This is a genomic window from Nocardia carnea (genome assembly GCF_029869215.1).
Lineage (GTDB): Bacteria > Actinomycetota > Actinomycetes > Mycobacteriales > Mycobacteriaceae > Nocardia > Nocardia carnea_B.
The window spans coordinates 16,313-37,150 of the sequence record NZ_JARWPM010000436.1; the positions used below are offsets into that span (position 1 = coordinate 16,313).

At 69.4% G+C, this 20,838-nt stretch carries 17 protein-coding genes; 9 read left to right on the forward strand and 8 right to left on the reverse strand.

Annotation, left to right across the window (positions count from 1 at the left end; all coding sequences use genetic code 11):
* Positions 1-63: 63 nt before the first annotated feature.
* From QH276_RS32880 to QH276_RS32890, 3 genes are read left to right on the forward strand one after another with little or no spacing between them, the layout of a single operon-like run.
* Positions 64-1,368, forward strand: a complete 1,305-nt coding sequence (locus QH276_RS32880) for an ABC transporter substrate-binding protein (RefSeq protein ID WP_280401840.1) — start codon at positions 64-66, stop codon at positions 1,366-1,368.
* Complete coding sequence (locus tag QH276_RS32885) at positions 1,365-2,318, forward strand: carbohydrate ABC transporter permease (protein WP_280401776.1); 954 nt, start codon at positions 1,365-1,367, stop codon at positions 2,316-2,318. Before QH276_RS32880 ends, QH276_RS32885 begins: the two co-directional genes overlap by 4 nt.
* Complete coding sequence (locus QH276_RS32890; RefSeq protein WP_280401775.1) at positions 2,318-3,154, forward strand: carbohydrate ABC transporter permease; 837 nt, start codon at positions 2,318-2,320, stop codon at positions 3,152-3,154. Before QH276_RS32885 ends, QH276_RS32890 begins: the two co-directional genes overlap by 1 nt.
* 595 nt (positions 3,155-3,749) lie before the next feature.
* Here the strand turns inward: QH276_RS32890 and mftG are convergent.
* The 4 genes from mftG to mftA all read right to left on the reverse strand — a co-directional run bounded on the left by mftG (position 3,750) and on the right by mftA (position 8,441).
* Positions 3,750-5,213 (reverse strand): mycofactocin dehydrogenase MftG, encoded by a 1,464-nt coding sequence (mftG, locus tag QH276_RS32895; protein WP_280407008.1) that lies wholly within the window; start codon positions 5,211-5,213, stop codon positions 3,750-3,752.
* Between the two features lie 11 nt (positions 5,214-5,224).
* Complete coding sequence (gene mftF, locus QH276_RS32900; RefSeq protein ID WP_280401773.1) at positions 5,225-6,625, reverse strand: mycofactocin biosynthesis glycosyltransferase MftF; 1,401 nt, start codon at positions 6,623-6,625, stop codon at positions 5,225-5,227.
* Between the two features lie 194 nt (positions 6,626-6,819).
* On the reverse strand, positions 6,820-8,325 hold the full coding sequence (mftC, locus tag QH276_RS32905; protein WP_280401772.1) for a mycofactocin radical SAM maturase: 1,506 nt from the start codon (positions 8,323-8,325) through the stop codon (positions 6,820-6,822).
* Positions 8,326-8,342: 17 nt separating this feature from the next.
* Positions 8,343-8,441: a mycofactocin precursor MftA gene (gene mftA, locus QH276_RS32910; RefSeq protein WP_432278729.1), complete on the reverse strand. Its 99-nt coding sequence runs from the start codon at positions 8,439-8,441 to the stop codon at positions 8,343-8,345.
* Positions 8,442-8,783: 342 nt separating this feature from the next.
* On the opposite strand from mftA, the gene mftR2 reads away from it, so the two are divergent.
* Together mftR2 and QH276_RS32920 are read left to right on the forward strand one after the other, a co-directional pair.
* The gene (gene mftR2 / locus QH276_RS32915) at positions 8,784-9,419 is read left to right on the forward strand and encodes a mycofactocin system transcriptional regulator MftR2 (RefSeq protein ID WP_280407009.1); all 636 of its coding nucleotides are present in this window, start codon (positions 8,784-8,786) and stop codon (positions 9,417-9,419) included.
* A 67-nt stretch (positions 9,420-9,486) separates the two neighbouring features.
* Positions 9,487-10,542 (forward strand): ferredoxin--NADP reductase, encoded by a 1,056-nt coding sequence (locus QH276_RS32920; RefSeq protein ID WP_280401770.1) that lies wholly within the window; start codon positions 9,487-9,489, stop codon positions 10,540-10,542.
* A gap of 410 nt (positions 10,543-10,952) precedes the next feature.
* Here QH276_RS32920 and QH276_RS32925 read toward each other — a convergent pair whose 3' ends face one another.
* The gene (locus QH276_RS32925; RefSeq protein WP_280396969.1) at positions 10,953-11,711 is read right to left on the reverse strand and encodes a glutamate racemase; all 759 of its coding nucleotides are present in this window, start codon (positions 11,709-11,711) and stop codon (positions 10,953-10,955) included.
* A gap of 10 nt (positions 11,712-11,721) precedes the next feature.
* Positions 11,722-12,921: an NAD(P)/FAD-dependent oxidoreductase gene (locus tag QH276_RS32930; protein WP_280396970.1), complete on the reverse strand. Its 1,200-nt coding sequence runs from the start codon at positions 12,919-12,921 to the stop codon at positions 11,722-11,724.
* Positions 12,922-13,135: 214 nt separating this feature from the next.
* Here QH276_RS32930 and QH276_RS32935 point away from each other — a divergent pair, with 214 nt between their 5' ends.
* Both QH276_RS32935 and QH276_RS32940 read left to right on the forward strand, forming a co-directional pair.
* A complete protein-coding gene (locus QH276_RS32935; RefSeq protein ID WP_280396971.1) occupies positions 13,136-13,492 on the forward strand; it encodes an SPW repeat protein in 357 nt (118 codons plus the stop codon).
* A gap of 349 nt (positions 13,493-13,841) precedes the next feature.
* Positions 13,842-15,827 carry a hypothetical protein gene (locus QH276_RS32940; RefSeq protein WP_280396972.1) on the forward strand — a complete coding sequence of 662 codons (1,986 nt, stop codon included), beginning with the start codon at positions 13,842-13,844 and terminating at the stop codon, positions 15,825-15,827.
* A 112-nt stretch (positions 15,828-15,939) separates the two neighbouring features.
* Here the strand turns inward: QH276_RS32940 and QH276_RS32945 are convergent, their stop codons facing one another.
* Positions 15,940-16,983, reverse strand: a complete 1,044-nt coding sequence (locus QH276_RS32945) for a helix-turn-helix transcriptional regulator (RefSeq protein WP_280396973.1) — start codon at positions 16,981-16,983, stop codon at positions 15,940-15,942.
* A 68-nt stretch (positions 16,984-17,051) separates the two neighbouring features.
* On the opposite strand from QH276_RS32945, the gene QH276_RS32950 reads away from it, so the two are divergent.
* Positions 17,052-18,305 carry an FAD-dependent oxidoreductase gene (locus QH276_RS32950; protein ID WP_280396974.1) on the forward strand — a complete coding sequence of 418 codons (1,254 nt, stop codon included), beginning with the start codon at positions 17,052-17,054 and terminating at the stop codon, positions 18,303-18,305.
* A 49-nt stretch (positions 18,306-18,354) separates the two neighbouring features.
* Here the strand turns inward: QH276_RS32950 and QH276_RS32955 are convergent, their stop codons facing one another.
* Positions 18,355-19,356 (reverse strand): GlxA family transcriptional regulator, encoded by a 1,002-nt coding sequence (locus QH276_RS32955; protein WP_280396975.1) that lies wholly within the window; start codon positions 19,354-19,356, stop codon positions 18,355-18,357.
* A 54-nt stretch (positions 19,357-19,410) separates the two neighbouring features.
* Here QH276_RS32955 and QH276_RS32960 point away from each other — a divergent pair, with 54 nt between their 5' ends.
* Complete coding sequence (locus QH276_RS32960) at positions 19,411-20,820, forward strand: MFS transporter (RefSeq protein WP_280407010.1); 1,410 nt, start codon at positions 19,411-19,413, stop codon at positions 20,818-20,820.
* Positions 20,821-20,838 lie beyond the last annotated feature (18 nt).

Genomic DNA, 20,838 nt, shown 5'->3' on the forward strand with positions numbered 1-20,838 from the left:
CGATTCTGCGCGAGTGAGCGCGGCGCAGGAACGAGGTGACGCGGTGTGCAGAAGCAAGGGTGGATGCTGGGGCGGCGTGGATTCCTGCGTGCCGCCGCTGGGATCGGTACGGCGCTCACCGTTCCGGTTACGACCGGATGCGGCGGCGGAGACGACGCGCTGACGTTCTTCTTCCAGGCCAACCCCGCCGAAGCCGACGGGCGGCGGCGGGTGATCGAGGAGTTCGCGCGACGGTATCCGGAGATCCCGGTGCGTACCGTCTTGTCCGGACCCGACCCGATGCAGCAGATGCTGACCTTCTGCGCCGGCGGGAAGTGCCCGGATGTGCTGATGGCATGGGAACAGACCTATGCCGGCCTCGCCGATCGGGGTGTACTGCTGGACCTCACCATCATGCTCGACCGCGATCCGGCATTCGCCGCCGAGCTGAGAACCGACGGTAACGCGGCGCTGTACGACACGTTCGGGTTCAAGGGCGGACAGTACGCGCTGCCGGAGCAGTGGTCGGGGAATTTCCTCTTCTACAACAGGAATCTGTTCGACGCGGCGGGACTGCGACCGCCCGCGCAGTGGGGCGATGCCTGGAATTTCGCCGAATTTCTCGATATCGCCGAATACTTCACCGAACGGGATCGAAAGGGCAAGGTCGTGCGGTGGGGATTCGTCGACACCTGGGTCCCGTACTATTCGGCCGGTCTGTTCGCCCTGAACAACGGTGCCGAATGGGCGAACCCGCGCACCGTACCGGCGCGTTCCGCGTTCGCCGAGGACGCCTTCCTCGCGGGCGTCCAGTTCTACGCCGACCTCGCCAACAGGTACGGTGTCGCGCCGACCCCGGCGGATCAGCAGTCGATCTCCTCCATGGACCTGTTCACGCAAGGCAAGGCCGCGCTGGCCCTGGGCGGGCATTGGCGATATCGCACGTTCTCCGAGGCCGAAGAGCTGGATTTCGATGTCACGGCATTGCCACGGGGGGCGAACACAGCCCAGGCACGGTCGAATATCGGTACCACCGGGCTCGCCATATCCGCCGCCAGTCCCCGCAAGGAGCAGGCCTGGGAGTTCGTGAAATTCGCGTGCGGACCGGTCGGACAGGCCATCATCGCGGAATCCGGTCTCTTCGTACCGGTGCTGAAATCGGCGATCGCTTCGGCCGGGTTCGCTGCCGCGCATACGAATATCGGGAACCTGGGCATCCTGCGCGACGGCCCGGCGCATTCCGCGCCGCTGCCGGTCACCGCGGAATGGGCGCGTATCGACGCGTTGATGGACCGGTATCTGGGCCCGGTGCTCCGCGGCAGAGAACCCGCCACCTCACTGAAGGACCGACTCGCTCCCGAAGCCGACGAGGTGCTGCGCAATCAATGACCGCCACCGAAAAACCCCTGGTCGAAGACGCTCTCACCCCGCCACCCACCACCGCGCGGCGCCGGCCGGAACTGGCCGTGCGGCGGGCCCGGGCGGCGCGGCTGTTCATCGCGCCGAACCTGCTGGCGGTGGCGGTGTTCCTGCTCTTTCCGGTGGGGTTCTCGCTCTACCTGAGCTTCCACGAATGGGACCTCTTCGGCCCCCTCCGGTTCATCGGACTGCGGAACTTCCGCCGCCTGCTCACCGCGGACCCACTGTTCGCCATCGCACTGCGGAACACGATCGTCTTCACCCTCGGTACCGTGCTGCCGACCGTCGCGATCGGCCTCGCCGTCGCCGGAGCGCTGAATCGGCGCATCAAGGGGATCAGCGTATTCCGTGCCGTCATGTTCCTTCCGCTGGCGGTCTCCAGCGTGGTGATGGCGGTGATCTGGCGTTTCGTCTTCGATACCAACAACGGACTGCTGAACATTGTGCTCGGCTGGGCCGGTCTCGGGCCCGTGCCCTGGCTGGTCGACCCGGGCTGGGCGATAGTCTCGGTATGCCTGGTCAGTACGTGGAAGAGCGTCCCGTTCGCCACGGTCGTGCTGCTCGCGGCGATGCAGGGGGTGCCGGAGGATTTGTACGACGCCGCGAAGATCGACGGAGCCGGCGGGCTACGGCGGTTCGTCTCGGTCACCGTGCCGATGATCCGGGGCGCCCTGTCCTTCGTTCTGGTGATCTCGATCATCAACGCGGTGCAGGCCTTCGACCAGATCTACGTGCTCACCGGCGGCCACGGCGGCCCGGAAACCGGGACCTACGTCTTCGGCATCATGATCTTCCAGAACGCCTTCGCGTTCGGTGACGCGGGCTATGCGTCCGCGGTCGCCTGGCTGATCTTCGTGGTGCTCCTGGCGCTGACCGCCGCGCAGCTGTGGTTCACCCGCAAGAATCCGGCGGAAGACTGATGGCGCCCCCGCGCACGCGCGTTTTCGTCCGCGCCGCCGCGCTCTACCTCGCACTGATCGCGATGGCGTGGTGCGCCCTGCTGCCGATTCTGTGGGCACTGTCGGGTTCGCTGAAGGAACAATCCGAGGTCGCCACTCCGGCGCTGCTGCCCCGGGACCCGCAGTGGTCGAACTACGGCGCCGTGTTCCAGGTGATGCCGTTCGGGAGGATGTTCGGCAATACGATCGCCTACGCCGCCGGTATCACGGCCGGCCAGGTGTTCTTCTGTTCCCTGGCCGGGTACGCGTTCGCCCGGTTACGGTTCCCCGGCCGGGACGTGCTGTTCCTGGCCTATCTGGCCACGCTCATGGTTCCGCTCACGGTGACCGTGGTGCCGCAATTCGTCCTCGTCCGGAGCCTGGGCTGGACGGATACGCCCTGGGCGCTGATCGTGCCGGGCCTGTTCGGCAACGCGTTCGGGACGTATCTGATGCGGCAGTTCTTCCGCACGCTCCCGGCCGAACTCGAGGAAGCCGCCGTACTCGACGGTTGCTCGCCGTGGCAGATCTACTGGCGGGTGCTGCTGCCCAACGCGAAACCGGCGGTACTGGTGCTGGCGGTGCTGACCTGGGTGAACGTATGGAACGATTTCCTGTGGCCGCTGGTGATGATCCAGCGCCAGGAGATTTCCACCGTGACTCTGGGTCTGGTGTGGATGCAGGGACAGTATGTCTCGGACTGGCCGGTGCTCATGGCCGCGTCCATGCTGATCCTGCTGCCGCTGCTGCTCGTCTACGGCCTCGCGCAGAAGGCGTTCGTCCGCGGTATCACCATGTCGGGATTCGGCGGGCGGTAACCGCATCATCCGCAACGATGCTGGTCGCGGGGAGTTCGCTGGGACCGTCCGCACCGGCGCCGTACCTTCCCCGGTGTTCGGCGCCGGGTGCGGAGTCCCGGGGGCCGGATCGCGTTGCCGCGGCGGGCCTCCCGGGGGTCCAGAGTACTTGCTCGGCGGTGCATAATCGGGGAGATCGGGCCGGGGTGTCGAAAATGGGGATGCAATATTGCACGGTGCCACTTGGTATTTCGCCGGCCCACCCCGGTGAGCTGTATCCCCGACCGATACAGCTCACCTACCACACCGGTTGTCCCGGCGCAGACTGACGAGATGCGTCGCGAACGGCCGGCGAGCACCTGCGGGCGGGCGGTTCGCGGCCGGTGCGAGCGGCCGTCCGGATCGCCGGATCCGGACGGATAGCGTCGCCGACCGGCGTACCGCACCGGAGGAAAGTACCGTAGCCCGGCAAGTCACGCCAGCCGGCGCCACCGTGCGGCGGCGAGCGCCGGACGCGGGGCCCGGCGCCGGTTAGCGCGACAGTAGCCGGTCCGTGTATCCAATAGCCGAGACCTATTATGAAAGCCGCTGTGTCCCTGTGGCTTCGGAAAGGCTCTCAGCGAAGATCCGCTGTGGCGCGCTCGGCGAGCAATACCACCGTCGCCTGCGGACCCCGGCTCAGCGGAACCGGTACCACGGAGAGGTCGACCACCGACAGCCCTTCCACGCCGTGCACGCGGCACCGCTCGTCGACCACCGCGCGGGGATCGTCGGCCCGGCCCATCCGGCAGGTTCCCGCCAGATGTTGCGAGGTCCCGAGGCGTTCGAGCAGCCAGTGGTCGGAGATCGCGCCCTCGCCGGCCCCGCCGGACCACTGCGCCGACATCACCTCGAGGATCTTGCCCGCCAGCCCCACCGCCGCACGCAACCGGGCCCGGTCCGATGCCGTCGCGAGATAACCCTGTTCGATCAGCGGCGCTACGAGCGGATCGGGGCTGGTCAGCCGGAGCCGGCCGGCGCTGGTCGGGCGCATCAGGGCCACCCCCATACGGTGCACGTCCGGTGCGAAGGCGACCGTATAGGGCCGGATCTCGATATCGTCGAAGGCGAGCACGTATTCCAGGGGAACGGCACCGCCCGCGGGCGCGGGATGCCGGTATTCGATACCGATCTCCGGATGATCGGTGGTCCACTGCCCGACCGGCGCCGGCGCGACCACCGGTATCCCCAGCGCGGCCAGGTCGTCGGCGGGGCCGATACCGGAACGCAGGAGCAGCGCGGCCGATTCGACGGCGCCGGCACACAACACCACCCGGTCGGCCCGGATGGTCTCGGGCTGCCCGCCGGATACACAGTCGGCACCGACCACCCGGGTGCCTTCGAACCGGAGGCGGGTCACGACGGTGTCGCCGCGTACGGCCAGATTCGGGCGCGCCAGCGCGGGCAGCAGATGGGAATGCGCGGGCCCGATCCGGTGATGCCGGCCCGAACTGTCCGGGGGGCCGATCGTGCACGGCACCGGCCCGACCCCGGTATCCGGGCCGCCGGGCATCGCATTCCAGTCGGGCACTTCCCCGAAGCCGAGGTCCAGGCAGGTGGCCGCGAATTCCTCGGCCAGCCGGCCGGGCCGGGCGATCCGGCGTACGGGTACCGGGCCCGATCTGCCGTGGCCCGCGTGATCGCCGTAGTCCTCGTCGTTCTCCAGCGACCGGAGATGCGGCAGAACTTCCTCGAAATCCCAGGTCCGAGTGCCTACCTCGCGGCTCCATGCGGCGAAATCCCGCGGTGCGGCCCGCACGAAATAGCAGCCGTTGACCGAACCCGAGCCGCCGGTACCGCGACCGCGCACGATCTGCCCGGGTATTTCCGGCGTGAGCGCCACCGGATACTGCCACAGCCAGGGCGCCCCCGCGGCCGTGGGCAACGCGGAGCTGTCGGTGAGTTCGGGCGGGAAATCAGCCGTGGTCCGCCGGTGCGCACCGGCCGCCACAACACGCACCGTATGGCCGGGGTCTTCACTCAACCGCGCGGCCAGGACCGAACCGGCGGTTCCCGCACCGATGATCAGCGTGTCCACCATGAGGCCGCCCGCTACCGCGGAGGGGCTGTCGGTCGCAACGCGGCCGGGCTACCGGCCCGCCACGCGCCCAGCCACAGGCCGGTGCCGTACCCGATATCGTCGATGCGCCGGTACACGATATAGCGCAGCGGATCGAGACCGCCCGGCTCCCGGTGGGTGTACCAGTCGACCGCTCCCTCCGCGAATGCCAAAGCCAGCGCCGTGGACCGGATCCGGCGCGAGAACACCATCGCGGCCAGCGTGATCGGCCAATAGTGGCGGAACAAGGCCGAGGACAACCGCCACAGACCGGCGAAGAAACCCCGTGCCACGTAGATCGCCGCCACCCCCGTCGGGTTGTCCACGCCGGCGAACGCGATCCGCAACCGGCGTAGCGGCACCAGCAGGGTCAGCACGGCGGCCAGCAGCCCCCAGCGGGTGCGGGTCGCCAGGAACAGCGCCGATACCGCCGTCCATTTGGGAATCTGGAGCGGCGAGACCTTCCCGGCATGCCGTCGGCTCAGCGGTGCGGCGCCGGTGCCGTAGAACAATTTGCGCCGGAACCATTCCCGGAACGAGACCCGATGATCGTGTGCCACATGCGCGGCCGGCTCGTAGCGCAGCCGCCAACCGGCGTGTTCCAGCCTCCAGCACAGGTCCACGTCCTCGGCGACCTGCATATCTTCGTCGAATCCGCCCTCTTCCTCGAGGACCGTGCGCCGCGCGAGCAGCGCGGCGCTCGGGACGTAGGAGACCATGCCACCGGAGTGCACCGCGGATTCGCGCCGGCCCAGATCCAGGGAGGAGCGGGCGTGTTCGTAACGGGCGAGAGTGGTGGACTCCGGGTCGAGCGCGACGATCCGCGGGGCCACCAGCGCCACCTGCGGATCGCTGAAATGTCCCAGCATCACCTCGAGCCAGCCGCTGCGCGGCACCACATCGGAATCCAGGAAGGCCACGAATTCGGTCGTCGCGGCGCGCAGGCCGGTATTGCGCGCGGCCGCCGGGCCGCGCCGCCGCTCATGGCGCAGCACCTTCACCTGGCACCGCCGGCCGTGATCGTCGGCCACGTGCACCGGTTCGTCGGAACCGTCGTCGACCACGATCACCGTGCGCCCGCCGAGAGTCGCCAGCAGCCGGTGCAGACCGTCGGGGTTGTTGTGCAGCGGCACGATAACCGTGACATCCTCCGGCGACGGCAACAATTGCGGCCTGGGGTTGGCCACACCGGAATCCAGTAGCCGTCTGGCAACCACCGCCGATTGCGGGCTGTTCACCTCCAGATAGCCGTCGCCGATCATCTCGGCGGCCTCCGGAGCGAGGCGTAGCAAACGAGCGGGTGAGCCGCCGATCAGGATGCGTCCCCCCGAGTATGCGCGTACCCGTGGGTCGATCCGCACCCCGAATCCGTCGGGCAGGCGATCATGGCGCATTCCACGGATGGTAACTGCCGTTTCGTTACAAGACATCAGCAGTCCGGGAAAAAGTGTTTCGTTCGGAAGAAATTTGCCGGACGACGGTGGACACCACCATGAAATAACTCACCGCGGCGGTAGCGCGGGTATGACGACCCGCCCCGAGCAACGATCCGGCTATCGCTGTTCGGGGCGGTGCCGGCCAACCTGTTTCACACGAGCGGACTCTCGTCACACGCGCGTGCCGGACGTTTCGCCGGCGGCAGCAACGTCAGCGGAACCGGTCCGCCCGCACGCGACCGACGCGGCGTGCTCTTGCGCGAATGGTCGACCGCCGGGCGCGGGATGATCCGCCCGGTATCGGCCAGCGCCGCTTCCCCGTAACCCTGAACGCATTCCGGGTCGGGGCCGTCGGCGGGCAGCCCGGTGAAGAACTTCGCCGCCATACAGCCGCCGCGGCAGGAGTCGTAGTGCGCGCACTTGGTGCATGCGCCACCACCGCTGGGTTCCCGCAGCTCGTTGAACAGCTCCGAGTCCTGCCACACCGCGGCGAAACCGCCGTCGGTGACGATATTTCCGGCGTGGAACCGTTCGTGGATCGCGAACGGGCAGGCGTAGACATCGCCCAGCGGATCCACCAGGCAGACCACCCGCCCCGCCCCGCACATGTTCAGACCCGGCAGGGCCTGGCCGTACGCGGAGAGGTGGAAGAAGGAATCCCCGGTGAGCACACCCTCGCCGTTGCGGACGAGCCAGTCGTAGAGCGTGCGCTGCTGTTCCGGCAGCGGATGCAGTTCGTCCCAGACGTCCGCACCGCGACCCGACGGCCGCAGCCGGGTGAGCCGCAGCGTGGCGCCGTATCGATCGGCGATCTCCTTGAACTGGTCGAGCTGATCGATATTGTGCCGGGTCGCCACCACGGACAGTTTCGCGTCCCGGAACCCGGCGTTCGCCAGGTTCTCCAGCGCGCGAATCGCCGTATCGTAGGACCCTGGGCCCCGCACCGCGTCGTTCACCTCGGCGTCGGCGCCGTCCAGCGAGATCTGGACGTCCACATAGTCGCTGGCGGCCAGCCGCTGCGCGACTTCCGGCGTGATCCGCACACCGTTGGTGGAGAACTTCACCCCCACCTGGTGGGCGGTCGCGTAATCCACGAGCTCCCAGAAATCCGGGCGCACCGTGGGTTCACCGCCGCCGATATTCACATAGAACACCTGCATCCGCTGGAACTCGTCGATCAGTGCCTTGCACTGCTCGGTGGTGAGTTCGTTCGGATCCCGCCGCCCCGACGACGACAGGCAGTGCACGCACGAGAGGTTGCACGCGTAGGTCAGTTCCCAGGTCAGGCAGATCGGGGCGGCCAGCCCGGATTCGAACCGATCCACCAGCCGGACCGCCGGATCGGCGGGGCCGACCCCGGTGAACGGCGCGGGCTCGCTGAGCTCGGCCGTTTCCGGGGCCCGCTGGATCATGTCCGATTCCGCCAGATTCGCCAGCGCTTTCAGATACGGGCCGGCGGCCTCGTCTCCGATTCCGGCGGCCCGGACGGCCGCGCGGGCCGAGGCGTGCCCGGGCAGGGAGCGCACGATCTCGACGATCCGCGGATTCTTGAGGAAGGACAGTTTGCGAGTCCCGAAGTGATACAGCAGCGCACCGAACGGTTCCGGGCGCAATGCGACTCGGGGATGCAACTGCCAGCGGGTTTCCAGATCGAGCATCTCCGGCTCCCGCCCGATCAGTAGACGCCGCACATACCGTCGATGGAGACCTCTTCGATCAGGGTTTCCTCGACGACGGGAGCGTCCTCGCTCGCGCGGCCCTCGACTGTGCCGATCGGTCCGCGGTGATCGGTTTCCGCCGGTCCGAAGGAACGGTTGTCCGCCATGGCTACCTCCACTGATTGGCGCCTGCGCCGGCCGGGGGCTGCCACTGCGGGACCCCGCGGTACCGCGTCGGGTATCGCAGGTGAGCCGTGGCACAGTGCCGGCGCTGCGGCCGCCGGATGCGACCGCAGTCACACCATAACGTCATCCACTGACAAAATGGAACCGTTTTCACGTAATGTGGACGCTCACGCTCGAACGCGACCTCTAGACTGCGGGGGCAAAAGCAGCTGAACAGAACGTGACGGGCGGATGCCGCCCAGCATGTAGAGGTGGCAATGGGAGTCGTGCGAATGCAGACGAGCGGGGGCGGGGGTGGCAACGGCAGTACCCTCTCGGAGACCGAGATCGTCGAGGCGGCATTGCGCGTTGTGCGCGCCGACGGGGTGGAGAAGTTGTCCATGCGACGGCTCTCCCGCGAACTCGGGGTCTCCCCCATGGCGCCCTACTACTACGTCGCCGACAAGCGAGAACTGCTCGACCTGGTGGCGACGGCCGCCCTCGCCGGGGTCCGCAAACCGCCCCCGGAATCGGGGCCGTGGCAGGACCGGCTGGTCGATCTGCTCGCGCAGATCGACGAACGCCTGCGCCGGCATCCCGGTCTCGGCGACGTACTCATCGAACAGATGCTGGGGAAACAGCTCGATCTGATCGCGGCGATCATGGAGATCCTCTACGAGGCCGGTTTCGACGACCGCAATGTGCTGGCCGGTTACGCGACCATCCACACCTACCTGTTCGGCCGCCGCCGGGTGAATCCACGCAACCTCGACACCCCGCCCGATGTGGTGATGCCGGAGCGAGTTGCCCGCGCAATGGAATACCTGCCGGATCTGCGCGGGAAGTACTCCTACGATTTCGGGGTCGGCGTGCTGGTCGCCGGACTCGAGGGCCAGCTCACTCGCCAGCAGGCGGCCGATATACGCTAAAATTGAAACACGTTCTAGTTTTGCCGTAGGCTGGAGGCCGTCGGCTACCAGGTGTCGAGAGGACGAGATGACCACCGTCGAAGTGCCCCATGGCTCACGATCCGTCGTATTGCGGGTCGCCCAGGTCATCGCGGAAACCACCGACGCGAGCTCGCTGGTCTTCGAGGTCCCGGAGCAGGCCCGGGAGAAATTCGCGTACCGGCCCGGCCAGTTCCTCACCCTGCGCATCCCCAGCGACCGCACCGGGTCGGTGGCGCGCTGCTATTCCCTGGCCAGTTCGCCGTTCACCGACGACCTGCCCAAGGTCACGGTGAAGCGAACCAAGGACGGCTACGGGTCCAACTGGCTCTGCGACAACGTCAAACCGGGCGACGAACTCGAAGTGCTGCCGCCCTCCGGTGTCTTCACCCCCAAAGACCTCGACGAAGATCTGCTGCTGTGCGCCGCAGGCAGTGGAATCACCCCCGTGATGTCGATCCTCAAATCCGCGCTCGACCGCGGCACCGGCCGGATCGTGCTGTTCTACGCCAACCGCGACCCCGAATCGGTGATCTTCGCCGCAGAGCTGCGCGAACTTGCGGAGAAGAACCCGCAGCGGCTGGTCGTGGTGCACTGGCTGGAAACGCTGCAGGGCCTCCCGACGGTCACCGGGCTGGCCGAACTGTTCCGCCCCTACACCGCCTACTCGGCCTTCATGTGCGGGCCGAAACCGTTCATGGACGGTGTCCACGACGCCCTCGGCCAACTCGGCGTCCCACGGAATCGCACGCACGCCGAAATCTTCAACTCCCTCGCCGGTGACCCCTTCGCCGACACCGCACCCGCCGAGATCTCCGACGAGGAGGCCGCCGACGCCGCCACCGTCGAGGTGGAACTGGACGGCGAGGTGCACAACCTGCGCTGGCCGCGCAAACAGACCCTGGTCGACATCATGCTGGACAAGGGCATCGACGTCCCGTACTCCTGCCAGGAAGGCGAATGCGGATCCTGCGCCTGCACGGTGCTGGAGGGCAAGGTCGAAATGGAGAACGCCGAGATCCTCGACCCGGAGGACATCGAAAGCGGTTACATCCTCGGCTGCCAGGCGCGACCGGTCACCGACCACTTGCGCATCCAGTTCTGAACTTCGGGGGCCTCCGTAGGGCCGGTAGCGCTTCTGCTGGATAGCGGGTCTGCGAGGGCAGCAGTCTGGTGGCGGCGGGGTGTTACTTCCGATCCCAGGGTCGACATCCGCGAAGGGGCCGTGATTCGGGGAAGCTCCCCGCCTCGGGGGGTGAAATCCGGTGGTCGGGGGGTTGGGATATTCAGCCTTCGGGTGGGCCATCCGTTAAGGGGGCGGGCTGTGTCTTAGGAGCCGCTCCGCGGCTCGAGGGCGGGGCCCTATTAACCCTGGTCTTCACTCCTCCGCTCCTCCGCTGCGCTCCCCCGCTCCGTCGCTCCAGACCAGGGCGGGCCCCGCCCGTGGAACCATCCGGGGATGTCGGCGCTCGAGCGTGCTGATCGGAGTGTGGATACCGGCGGCCCTCGTCCCCGTCAGTTTGCGCCGAGAAGTCGACCGGGTTCGTAGGCGGCGGCGCCATGGGGTAGTTCGCCGGGGCGGCCGCTGAGATAGACGGTGACCGTGCCATTGCCGCTGCCGGGGGTACCCAACTCGTCCATGCGGCGGACGGTTTGCGCTGCTACGGCCTGGGCGCTGTCGAACAGGCGGACGCCGTCGGGGAGGGCGGCGACGATCGTGTCCACGATGAGGGGGTAGTGGGTGCAGCCCAGCACCACGCCTTCGACATCGGCGGGGGTGCGGGCCGCCGCGGCGGCGACCGAGGCGCGTACCGCGGCCATATCGCCACGGTCGACCGCTTCCGCGAGGCCGTGGCAGGCGACCCCCGTGACAGTCGCCTCGCCGCCGAAACGGGCGATCAGATCGGCCTGATAGGGGCTCGCGGTGGTCGCCGCGGTCGCCCAGACCGCGACGGAACGGCATACCGCGGCCGCCGGTTTGATCGCGGGCACGGTACCCACCACGGGGACCTGCGGGCCCAGATCCGCACGGACGTGTTCGAGCGCGGTCACGCTCGCGGTGTTGCACGGCAGCACCACGACTGCCGCACCCAGGTCGCGGGCGGTGCGGGCGGCCGAGACGACCCGGTCGATCACCCACTCCTGCGGTTTCGGGCCCCACGGCGCGCCGTCGGGGTCCAGCTGCAGCAGGAGATCCACATCGGGGCGCAGCTTGCGCAGCCACGCCGCGGTCGGCAGCAGCCCGAAACCCGAATCGATGAGCGCGACGATCACACCGAACAGGTTATTGAGTCGCGCCGAGCAGTTCCGTCACGGGGGCGGCCGCGGCGATTTTGGCCCGCATCTTCATCACCTGACCGGTCATCCCGGCACCCACCACACCGGCCAACCGGCCGTCGCGAATGTAGTAGGCCAGGAACTTGCGGCCGTCGTCGGCGAGCACGCGGATCTCGTCGGAGGCCCGCGGCGTGCCCAGCGCCTGGATCTTGAGGTCGTACTGATCGCTCCAGAAGTACGGCACCTGCGGCACGCTGGGCGGCTCGACCCCGAGCAGCGCACAGGTCAGCAGCTTCGCCTGTTCGCCCGCGTTGGTCCAGTGCTCGATCCGGCGATGCTCGCCGGTCGGCGTCCGCCAGGCCGCGACATCGCCCACCGCCCAGACTCCGGGCGCGCTGGTACGACCGGCCTCGTCGGCGAACACCCCGCCGCCGGCCGCGGGCTCGGCCAGTTCTATCCCGGAATCGGCGAGCCAATCGGTGACCGGGCGGGATCCGATCCCCGCGACCACCAGCTGCGCCGGTACCTCCGACCCGTCGGCGAGCCGCGCGCCGCGCACCCGGCCGTCCGGATCCGGCAGCAGGGTGTCCACCCCGATACCGCAGCGCAGATCGACCCCTTCGGCGCGATGCAGGCGAGCCACCAGCTCGCCGACCTCGGCACCGAGCACTCCGGCCAGCGGCGCCGGTTGCGGTTCCACCAGCACCACGGACAAACCTTCGGCACGCAGGCTGGCCGCGAGTTCACAGCCGATGAACCCGGCACCGATGATCAGCGCCTGTCGCGCGGTGCGCGCGCCCTCGCGGATCGCGACGGCGTCGTCATGACTGCGCAGCACATGGACACCCGTAACGTCCTCGGCGCCGGGCAGCCGGCGCGGGGTGAGCCCGGTGGCTATGACGAGATGTTCGTACTCCACGGCCGACCCGTCGGCCAGCAGCACCTTCCTGGCCGCGGTGTCCACGCCGGCTGCCGCGGTGTTGAGCCGGAGATCGATCTCCTTCTCGGCGTAGAACTCCTCGGGCCGCAGCGGGGTCGACTCGATTTCGCCGCGCACGAACTGTTTCGACAGCGGCGGGCGGTCGTAGGGCGCATGCGCCTCGTCGCCGAGCACCACCAGTTTTCCGGTGTACCCGGCCCGGCGCAGTTCCTCGGCGGTGCGCAGCCCGGCCAGGCCGGCACCGGCTATCACGATCGGCGCGGACATCCCGAACTCCCTCCCGCGGCCCGCATGCGCCGCGCCTGAAACAGGTTATAGAAAGCCCACCCTAACTTGTCGTGGCCCCACGGTGGAAGCGTCACCTTCCGCATCGTTTCGCCGCGCAATCGTGTCCGTTGCGATATCGACCACCGGCCCACAAGAGAGCTATACCGAGGTCAGGCCCTGTCTACGGACCTGTTTCGAGTCTCAGGAGGCCATTATGTTCACCGAAAGCCGGACCCAGGACTTCCTGGCCGTGGTGCTCGGCGCATTCACCGCCCTCTCGCCGATCTGGGTCGATACCAACGCCCGGGCCGCGTGGACGATGATCGTGCTCGGCGTGCTCATCGCACTCACCGGGCTCGCCCAGATGTATCGGCCGGCGATGGCGTCCACGGATTACGCCATGGGTCTGTTCGGCGCGTTGCTGTTCCTCGCGCCCTGGGTCATGGACTACACCGCGTACAACGGCGCCTCGTGGACGTCGTGGGTCGTCGGCATCGTCACCGTGGTCCTCGCGGTGGCGGCACTGCCGGCGGTCGCGGGACGAATGCACCGGGCGGCACCGCACCACTGACCGCCGACGGCCTGCCCGCCGGATCGAGTCCGGTGGGCAGGTACGGTTGTGCCCGGCTCGACGGCCTGCTCGTCCGGCGCATTTGCGCCATCGGCCCCACCGCGAATTCCGGCCCGGCCCCGGCAATCCGGCCCGGGTGCCCGCGTACGGTGGCCCCGATCCGCGCCGGTGCCGGGGTATCCCGCTGTCCGGGCACGTCAGCGCGGCGTGTCCGGAAACCGACGAGGCGCGGGCCCGTTCGGGACCCGCACGGTGAGGCTGTAATCCAGGTCACCCTGAACGCCGCCCGGGGCACCGATGTGCTTCGCGCACTGGAACGAAGCCCGGCCCGGTGGGTAAGAATGAGCGCATGGATGCCGAAAATGCCAGCCTCGGAGACGAACGCCGCGCCCGCCGGGAGGAGTACGGGCACGGGCAGCGCACCTCCGAGTCGAGGGGCTTCGCCGGCTTCGGATCGAACGGATTCGAAGCGGCGGAGGGGTCGAACGGCGCCACGAACCGGCCCGAGTCCGTCCCGGACCGCGGTTACACGTGGACCCCCGCACCACTGTCCAGTCCGCAACCCGACCGGCAGAACACCGGCGGTTCAGCTGCTCTCGACCCGTTCGCCGCCTGGAACACCTCGGGTGTCATCGGTGACGCGGTCCAGACGATGAACCCCGGCGAGCCCGAATCGAACTCCCGGTTCACCACACCCCCGGCCGACGGACCGCCCTACGTTCCCGACGACGGACCCGAAACAGCCGCCCTGCACACCCGGTCCACCGATCCGGCCGGCGCCGGCTCGGCCGATTCCACATCGTTCCCGCAGATTTCCCAGCCGGGCGCTCCCGGCCCGGCGTATTCGTCCTCGCCGCGGATTCCGGCACCCGGGCCCTATCAGGCGGATCCACCATCGTCGGGCGAGCTGACGGTGCCGTCCGGTAACCCCGGGCAGTTGTCCGGCGCCGAGACCACTCAACTGCCGACCGCCGATACCGGTTCGCTGCCCAGCTGGCTCAGCTCGATCGGTGAGGAGCCGGTGCCGCAGTCGCTCGAAAGCGGTGGCAGGCGCCGCAAGGTCGAGTTCACCGAATCGGCCGAATCCGGCGACCAATTCAATCCGTTCGAAGACCAGCACACCCCCGACGAGCCCGCCGCCGCAGCCGATACTCCCTACGAGGTGCCGGCCACCGAGGATGATCCCTACCCGTTGCCGGCCGCCGCGACCACCGAGCCGGCCCCCGCCCTGCCCACCCGCACCTCCCACGCGCAGGCCCCCGCGCCGGCCGGTACCGGCGACGATTCCGCCGCACCCGCACTCCCCGCCCGTCGCCTGCCGCGCTCCGCGGCCCGGCACGCCCCCGCCGGCGGCGCGGAAACCACCGCCCCCGGAACCGGCGAGACACCGGCGGCCCACGGCATCGCGGAAACCGGCGCACCGGGCGCGCTCTCGGGCCCGGCGGATTCCGGCGACCCGGAAACCCGCCCATCCCGCGAATCGCAGAGCCCGCGCCGATTACCGCGTTCCGCGTCGCGCTACACCCCCGACAACGAACGAGCCGAAGAGCGGGACCCGGATTCCGCCGCGTTCGGGACGATCGGTCCGGTGAGTGATACCGACCCGGCCACCGCTCGCCCGGAGACGGAAGCACCCCCACGCCTCGGCCCGCCGGAGGAGAAGACCCCGATATTGGATCGTCTGCTGGACCCCGAGCCTGCGCACAGCACCGAATCCGGTGACGATTCCGAGTCGGCTCCGGTGGCCGAATTGCTCACCCGGATCCTGGAATCCGAACAGGATGCCCCCGGCTCCCGGCACGCCGAACCGAATACCCCGGAACCCGCCGCGGCCGATACTCCTGCCCCGGCGCGCCGGACGTCCGCTTCGCCGCTCACCCTCGTCCCCGACGAAGACGGTGCCTCCACGCCGGATGCGCTGACCGGCGACGATTCCCGGCCACCGCTGGAAACCCGCCGGTCCCGGCGCGCCCGCGAAGCCGCCGAAACCGGCCCGGCCGCATCGGCCGACCGCCCGGCCCCGGCTCCCGAGCTCGCCCCCGTGCTGTCGGCTCCCCGTGGCGGCTCCGCACCGGCGGATACATCCCGGCACAGCCGTAGCGAGGAAGGCGCCGATATCGACATCCACCTCATCATGCGTTTGCTCACCGCGAGCGATGATCTCGAAGTACTCGCCGGACAGGCCGAAACGGGCGAGGTCTCGGCGGCCGAGGTGGCCCGTGCGGCCCGCGAAGCCCGCTCCGCGGTCCTCTCGGCGGTCAGCGCCTGGTACGGCGGGCCGGCCCAGATGGTCAAATTCGCCAACGCCCTCCTGCAGGCCGCCCGCGAATCCTGAACCGGCACCGGCACTCGAATCCGCGCGGGTCGATCCGGTGACTCGGCGAGTGGTGCAGTCGCTACGACCGGCCTGATCCGGTCCGGCGTCGTACCGACAGCCGCTCGGCGGCTTACGGGCGCGAGCCCGTCGCCGGTCGGCCCGTATGCGCGGCAGTCCGGAATCGTCGCGCGAGCAGTTGGCACGCGGCGACCAGTTCGGGTGGTTCTACCTCGGTGAGTCCGGTGTCGAAGGTAGCGAGCAATCCCGCGATCCCGGCCCACGACCACGCGCCGACGGTGAGACGGCAGTGGCCGGCATCGAGGTGCTCGACGACAGATCCGCCGGGCGCCCAGCGCGCGACCGTTGCGGCCGGGAGGTTCAGCCGCGCACTTCCGATGCACTCCCACGTGGCCGGCGTATCGCCACGGTCGTAGCTGGTCATGACCAGGCGCGCGACGTCGCCGCCGGGGAGTTCTCGCGGCGCGAACGGAATTCCGGTGGGCGGGTGCAGTTGGAGGCGATCGAGGCGGTACACGCGCCAGGCTTCGTCGCCGGGGTCGTACCCGGCCAGGTACCAGCGGCCGGCCCAGACCACCAGGTGATGGGGTTCGATGCGCCGGGCCGGGGTGAACCCGGCGGTACCGGGGGCGGGGCGGTCGCCGTCGGGGCCGAGGGTTTCGACGATGAGCACCTCGCGACGGAGAACGGCACGACCGGCTTCCTGTAACACCTCCGCCTCGATAGGTGCCGCCGGAAATTCCCAATAGTTCCGCAATCTGGTGACCCGCAGCGCTTCCACCGCCGTCCGCAGCCTGGCCGGCATCACTTGTTCGAGGGCTTCCAGGGCCCGCGCGGCGTCCGCATCGAGGCCCGAGACCGTATGCGGCGCGGTTTGCAGGGCCACCGCCACGGCGAGCGCCTGGTCGTTGTCGAACAACAGCGGCGGCAGCGTATGTCCCGCGCCGAGCCGGTAACCGCCCGCCGGACCCCGCAGTGTCACAACCGGATAGTCGAGGCGGCGCAGCGTTTCGATATCCCGCCGGACTGTCCGCTCACTGACCTCGAGCCGGGCGGCGAGCTCGGCCGGCGACCAGCTTCGCCGGGTGGTGAGCAGCGAGAGCAGACGCAGTGCGCGCAGCGAGGTTTCGGCCACCGGCTCCAAAGTAGTGGACATTCGGTGGCCACTACCGGTGGCACTGTCGGTGCCCGGGAACAGTGCACAACAAGTCCAGGAGGCAGCACATGCACGTCATCGTCGTCGGAGGCGGAATCGGCGGTCTCGCCCTGGCCGCCGGGCTACGCCGGCACGGAATCGAGGTCTCGGTCTTCGATCGCGATCGCGATATCGCGCGGACCGGTGGTTATCACATCACTCTCGACGGCCGGGCACTGGCGGCACTGCACGAGCTGGTCGTACCGGAGATCTACGAACGGCTGCTGAGGTCGTCCTCGGCGTTGCGGCTGCGCGCCCCGGATGCCTTCTGGGACCGGCACGGCCGGTTGCTGGGACACGGGCCACGCCTCGACGAGAACCCCGGCGTGGATATCGACCGCATCACCCTGCGCACGATTCTCGCCGACGCGGTCGGTGCCGACCTGCATCTCGGGACACCGGTCACCGAAATCACCCGCGCCGGCGCACCACGAGCGCTGCTCGCCGACGGCAAGGCCGTCCAGGGCGATCTACTGGTAGGCGCGGACGGCGCCCACTCGCTGGTGGCTCGCCGGTTGGCGGGCCACCCGACGAACGAGCCGACCGGGATCATCGGCTTCTCCGGCCGGACCACCGCCGACGACCTCCGCGCCGCCGAGCGGCACCGGCTCGGATCGCGTTCCAGCATGGTGATCGGGCCGCGCACCACCGCCCTGTACATCGGTTACCTCGATCCCGTCGGCAACGCCGTCCTGGATGCGCCCGGCCCCCGGGAGGCGATCACGGCCGGCCCCACCTACATCTGGGGTGCCATGTTCCCCGAATCCACCGCCACCGATGCGCTGCGCGCGGCGGCAGGCGGCGCGCTGCGGTCCGCGCTGCTCGCCGCGTACGACCGGGCCGGCTGGCGGCGGTCCGGGCTCGAGGTCGTCGAACGTGCCGACCCCGGCAGTATCGCGGCCTTCCGCTTCAATGCCGCCTCCACCCGGGCCGGGGATCTCGCGCCGTGGCCGGCCGGTGTGGTCACCGCGCTCGGCGACGCCGTGCACGCGACCCCGCCCACCGCCGGTATGGGGGCGGGCGCGGCCATCCGAGACGCCGCGAGCCTGGTGACGAACCTGCGCGCGGTCGCCGCCGGCACGGTCACCCTGCCTGTCGCGGTGAGCCGGTTCGAGGCGGATATGCGAGTGCGCGGCAGCGAGGTGCTCCGCGCGGCGATGCGAACCATCCGCTTGATGCGTGCCACCGGTTCGCCCGTCGGCGCGGCCACCACCATCGCCACCGCCTCGGTGTTGTCCACCGTGCACATGCTCCGCAGTAGAACCGGCTCGGGCACAAGGTAGCCACCGCGGAGTTCGCCGAAAACCTGGTAGTACGTCCGAACCCAGCGGATCAGGCGCCGGCGAAGGTTTTCCGATAGGCGGTCGGCGACATCCCGAGTCCACGCCGCATATGGTGGCGCAGGTTGTCCGGTGTGCCGAGGCCGGACAGTTCGGCTACCGCCTCGATCGGGAGATCGGCGGATTCGAGGAGTTCGCGCGCTCGATCGATACGGCGATCGCGGAGCCAGGCGCCGGGTGAGAGCCCCGTCTCCGCCCGGAACCGGCGGCTGAAGGTGCGCGAGCTCATGCGCGCGTGCGCGGCCAAGGCCGCCACGCTCAGCGGTTCGCCCAGGTGGTCCAGTGCCCATGCGCGCGTGGGCGCGGTGCTGCGCTCGTCGTGGTCGGGGACGTGATGTTCGATGAACTGCGCCTGCCCGCCCTCGCGCCACGGCGGTACCACGCAGTGCCGCGCAACCCGATTGGCGACGGCGGCGCCGTGGTCGCGCCGGAGGAGATACAGGCACAGGTCGATACCCGCCGCCAGGCCCGCCGAGCTCAGCAGCCTGCCCTCGTCCACGAACAGCACGGTCTCGTCCAGCTCGACAGCCGGGAACAGCCGCCGGAAATCGGCCGCGTACCGCCAGTGGGTGGTCGCGCGGTGCCCGTCGAACAACCCCGCTGCGGCGAGAACGAACGCCCCGGTGCAGATGGAAACGATCCGCGCACCGGCGGGAACTGTTTCCAGCGCGGCGGATACCTCGGCGGTGAGGTCTCCACCGGTACGCGCCGGCGGATACTTCGTCCCCGGCACGATGACCGTATCGGCGGCGGCGAGCGCATCGGGGCCCGCCTCGGCGACCAGCGAGTATCCGGAGGTCGACCGGACCGGCCCCGGCCGGAGCGCGCAGGTCACCACCTCGTAGAGCGGGTTGCCCGCCTCGTCGGTGGCTTGGCCGAAGACCAGCGGCGGGATGGTCGCGTCGAATCCGACCACCGGCTCCAGGAGCAGGACCGCCACCTGGTGCCGGCGCGACGGGGGCCGGCTCGCCCTACTGGCAGGATTTTCACGCATATTGTCGATTCTGCCACTGGTTCGGCGACGCCCAGTCCCGAATGCTTGGTGATCGTGAGGACCGACAACTCCATCGTCACGACCCGCCCCGGCGGACCGCGAGTACATTTCGCCTGGATCGTCGCCGGCGTGAGTTTCGTGGCCATCCTGGGCGCCGCCGGATTCCGTGCCGTACCCAGCGTTTTCATGAACCCGCTGCACAGCGAATTCGGCTGGTCGCATGCGACCGTCGGCGCCGCGATATCGGTGAACATGGTGCTGTTCGGTGTCACCGCGCCGTTCGCCGCCGCGCTCATGGACCGGTTCGGCGTCCGCCCCGTGCTCGCCGGAGCGCTGGTGCTGATCGCGACCGGAACCGGCGTGGGACTGTTCATGACCGCCTCCTGGCAATTGATGCTGCTCTGGGGCGTTCTGGTCGGCCTGGGGACCGGGTCGATCTCGATGGGTTTCGTCGCCACCGTGTCGACCCGCTGGTTCGTCGCCCGCCGCGGCCTGGTCACCGGCGTGCTGACCGCGGCGGGCGCGACCGGCCAGCTCGTCTTCCTGCCTGTAGTCGCCGGCGTCACCGACCGGCTCGGCTGGCGCTGGGCCTCACTGATCGTGACCGTCGCGGCGCTGGCGGTGATCCCCCTGGTCTTGCTGTTCATCCGCGACCGGCCGAGCGATATCGGCACCGCGCCCTACGGTGGCGCCCCCGGCGCCGACGACGAAGCACTGCCCAACGGCAGCTTTTCCGCGGCCGCGAGCGGACTGCTCCGCGGACTGCGGGTGCGGGCGTTCTGGCTGCTCGCCGGAAGTTTCGCGATCTGCGGGATGACCACGAACGGCCTGATCGGCACCCATTTCATTCCCGCCGCCCACGACCACGGCATGCCGACCACCGTGGCCGCCTCGCTGCTGGCGACCGTCGGCATCTTCGATGTCCTCGGCACGGTGTTCTCCGGCTGGCTCACCGACCGCGTGGACGCCCGGCTCCTGCTGGTGATCTACTACCTCGGCCGCGGCGCTTCCCTACTCGCGCTCCCGGCGTTGCTCTCCCCGGAAGCCGCACCCAGCATGTGGGTCTTCATCATCTTCTACGGCCTGGACTGGGTCGCCACGGTGCCTCCCACGATCGCCATCTGCCGGCACTGGTTCGGCGCCGCCACCCCGATCGTGTTCGGCTGGGTTTTCGCCGCCCACCAACTCGGCGCCGCGGTCGCCGCCTTCGGCGCCGGCTACGTCCGCGACGCCGACGGCTCCTACGACCTCGCCTTCTACGTCGCCGCGGGCCTGTGCGTCATCGCCGCCCTCCTGTGCGCCGCTGTCCGGCTGCCGCACCCGCCCACGGCGGCACCCCGGCAGGGCGGTTCGCCACCGGACCGGCACGGTGGGGCCCGGGACGGCGCCGGCGCCCCCCCCCCAGCAAAACCCCGAAACCCGCCCGGCGATGGGCCCCCCCCCCCCCCCCCCGCCAAAAAGTGAGAGGCACAGGGGGAAAAA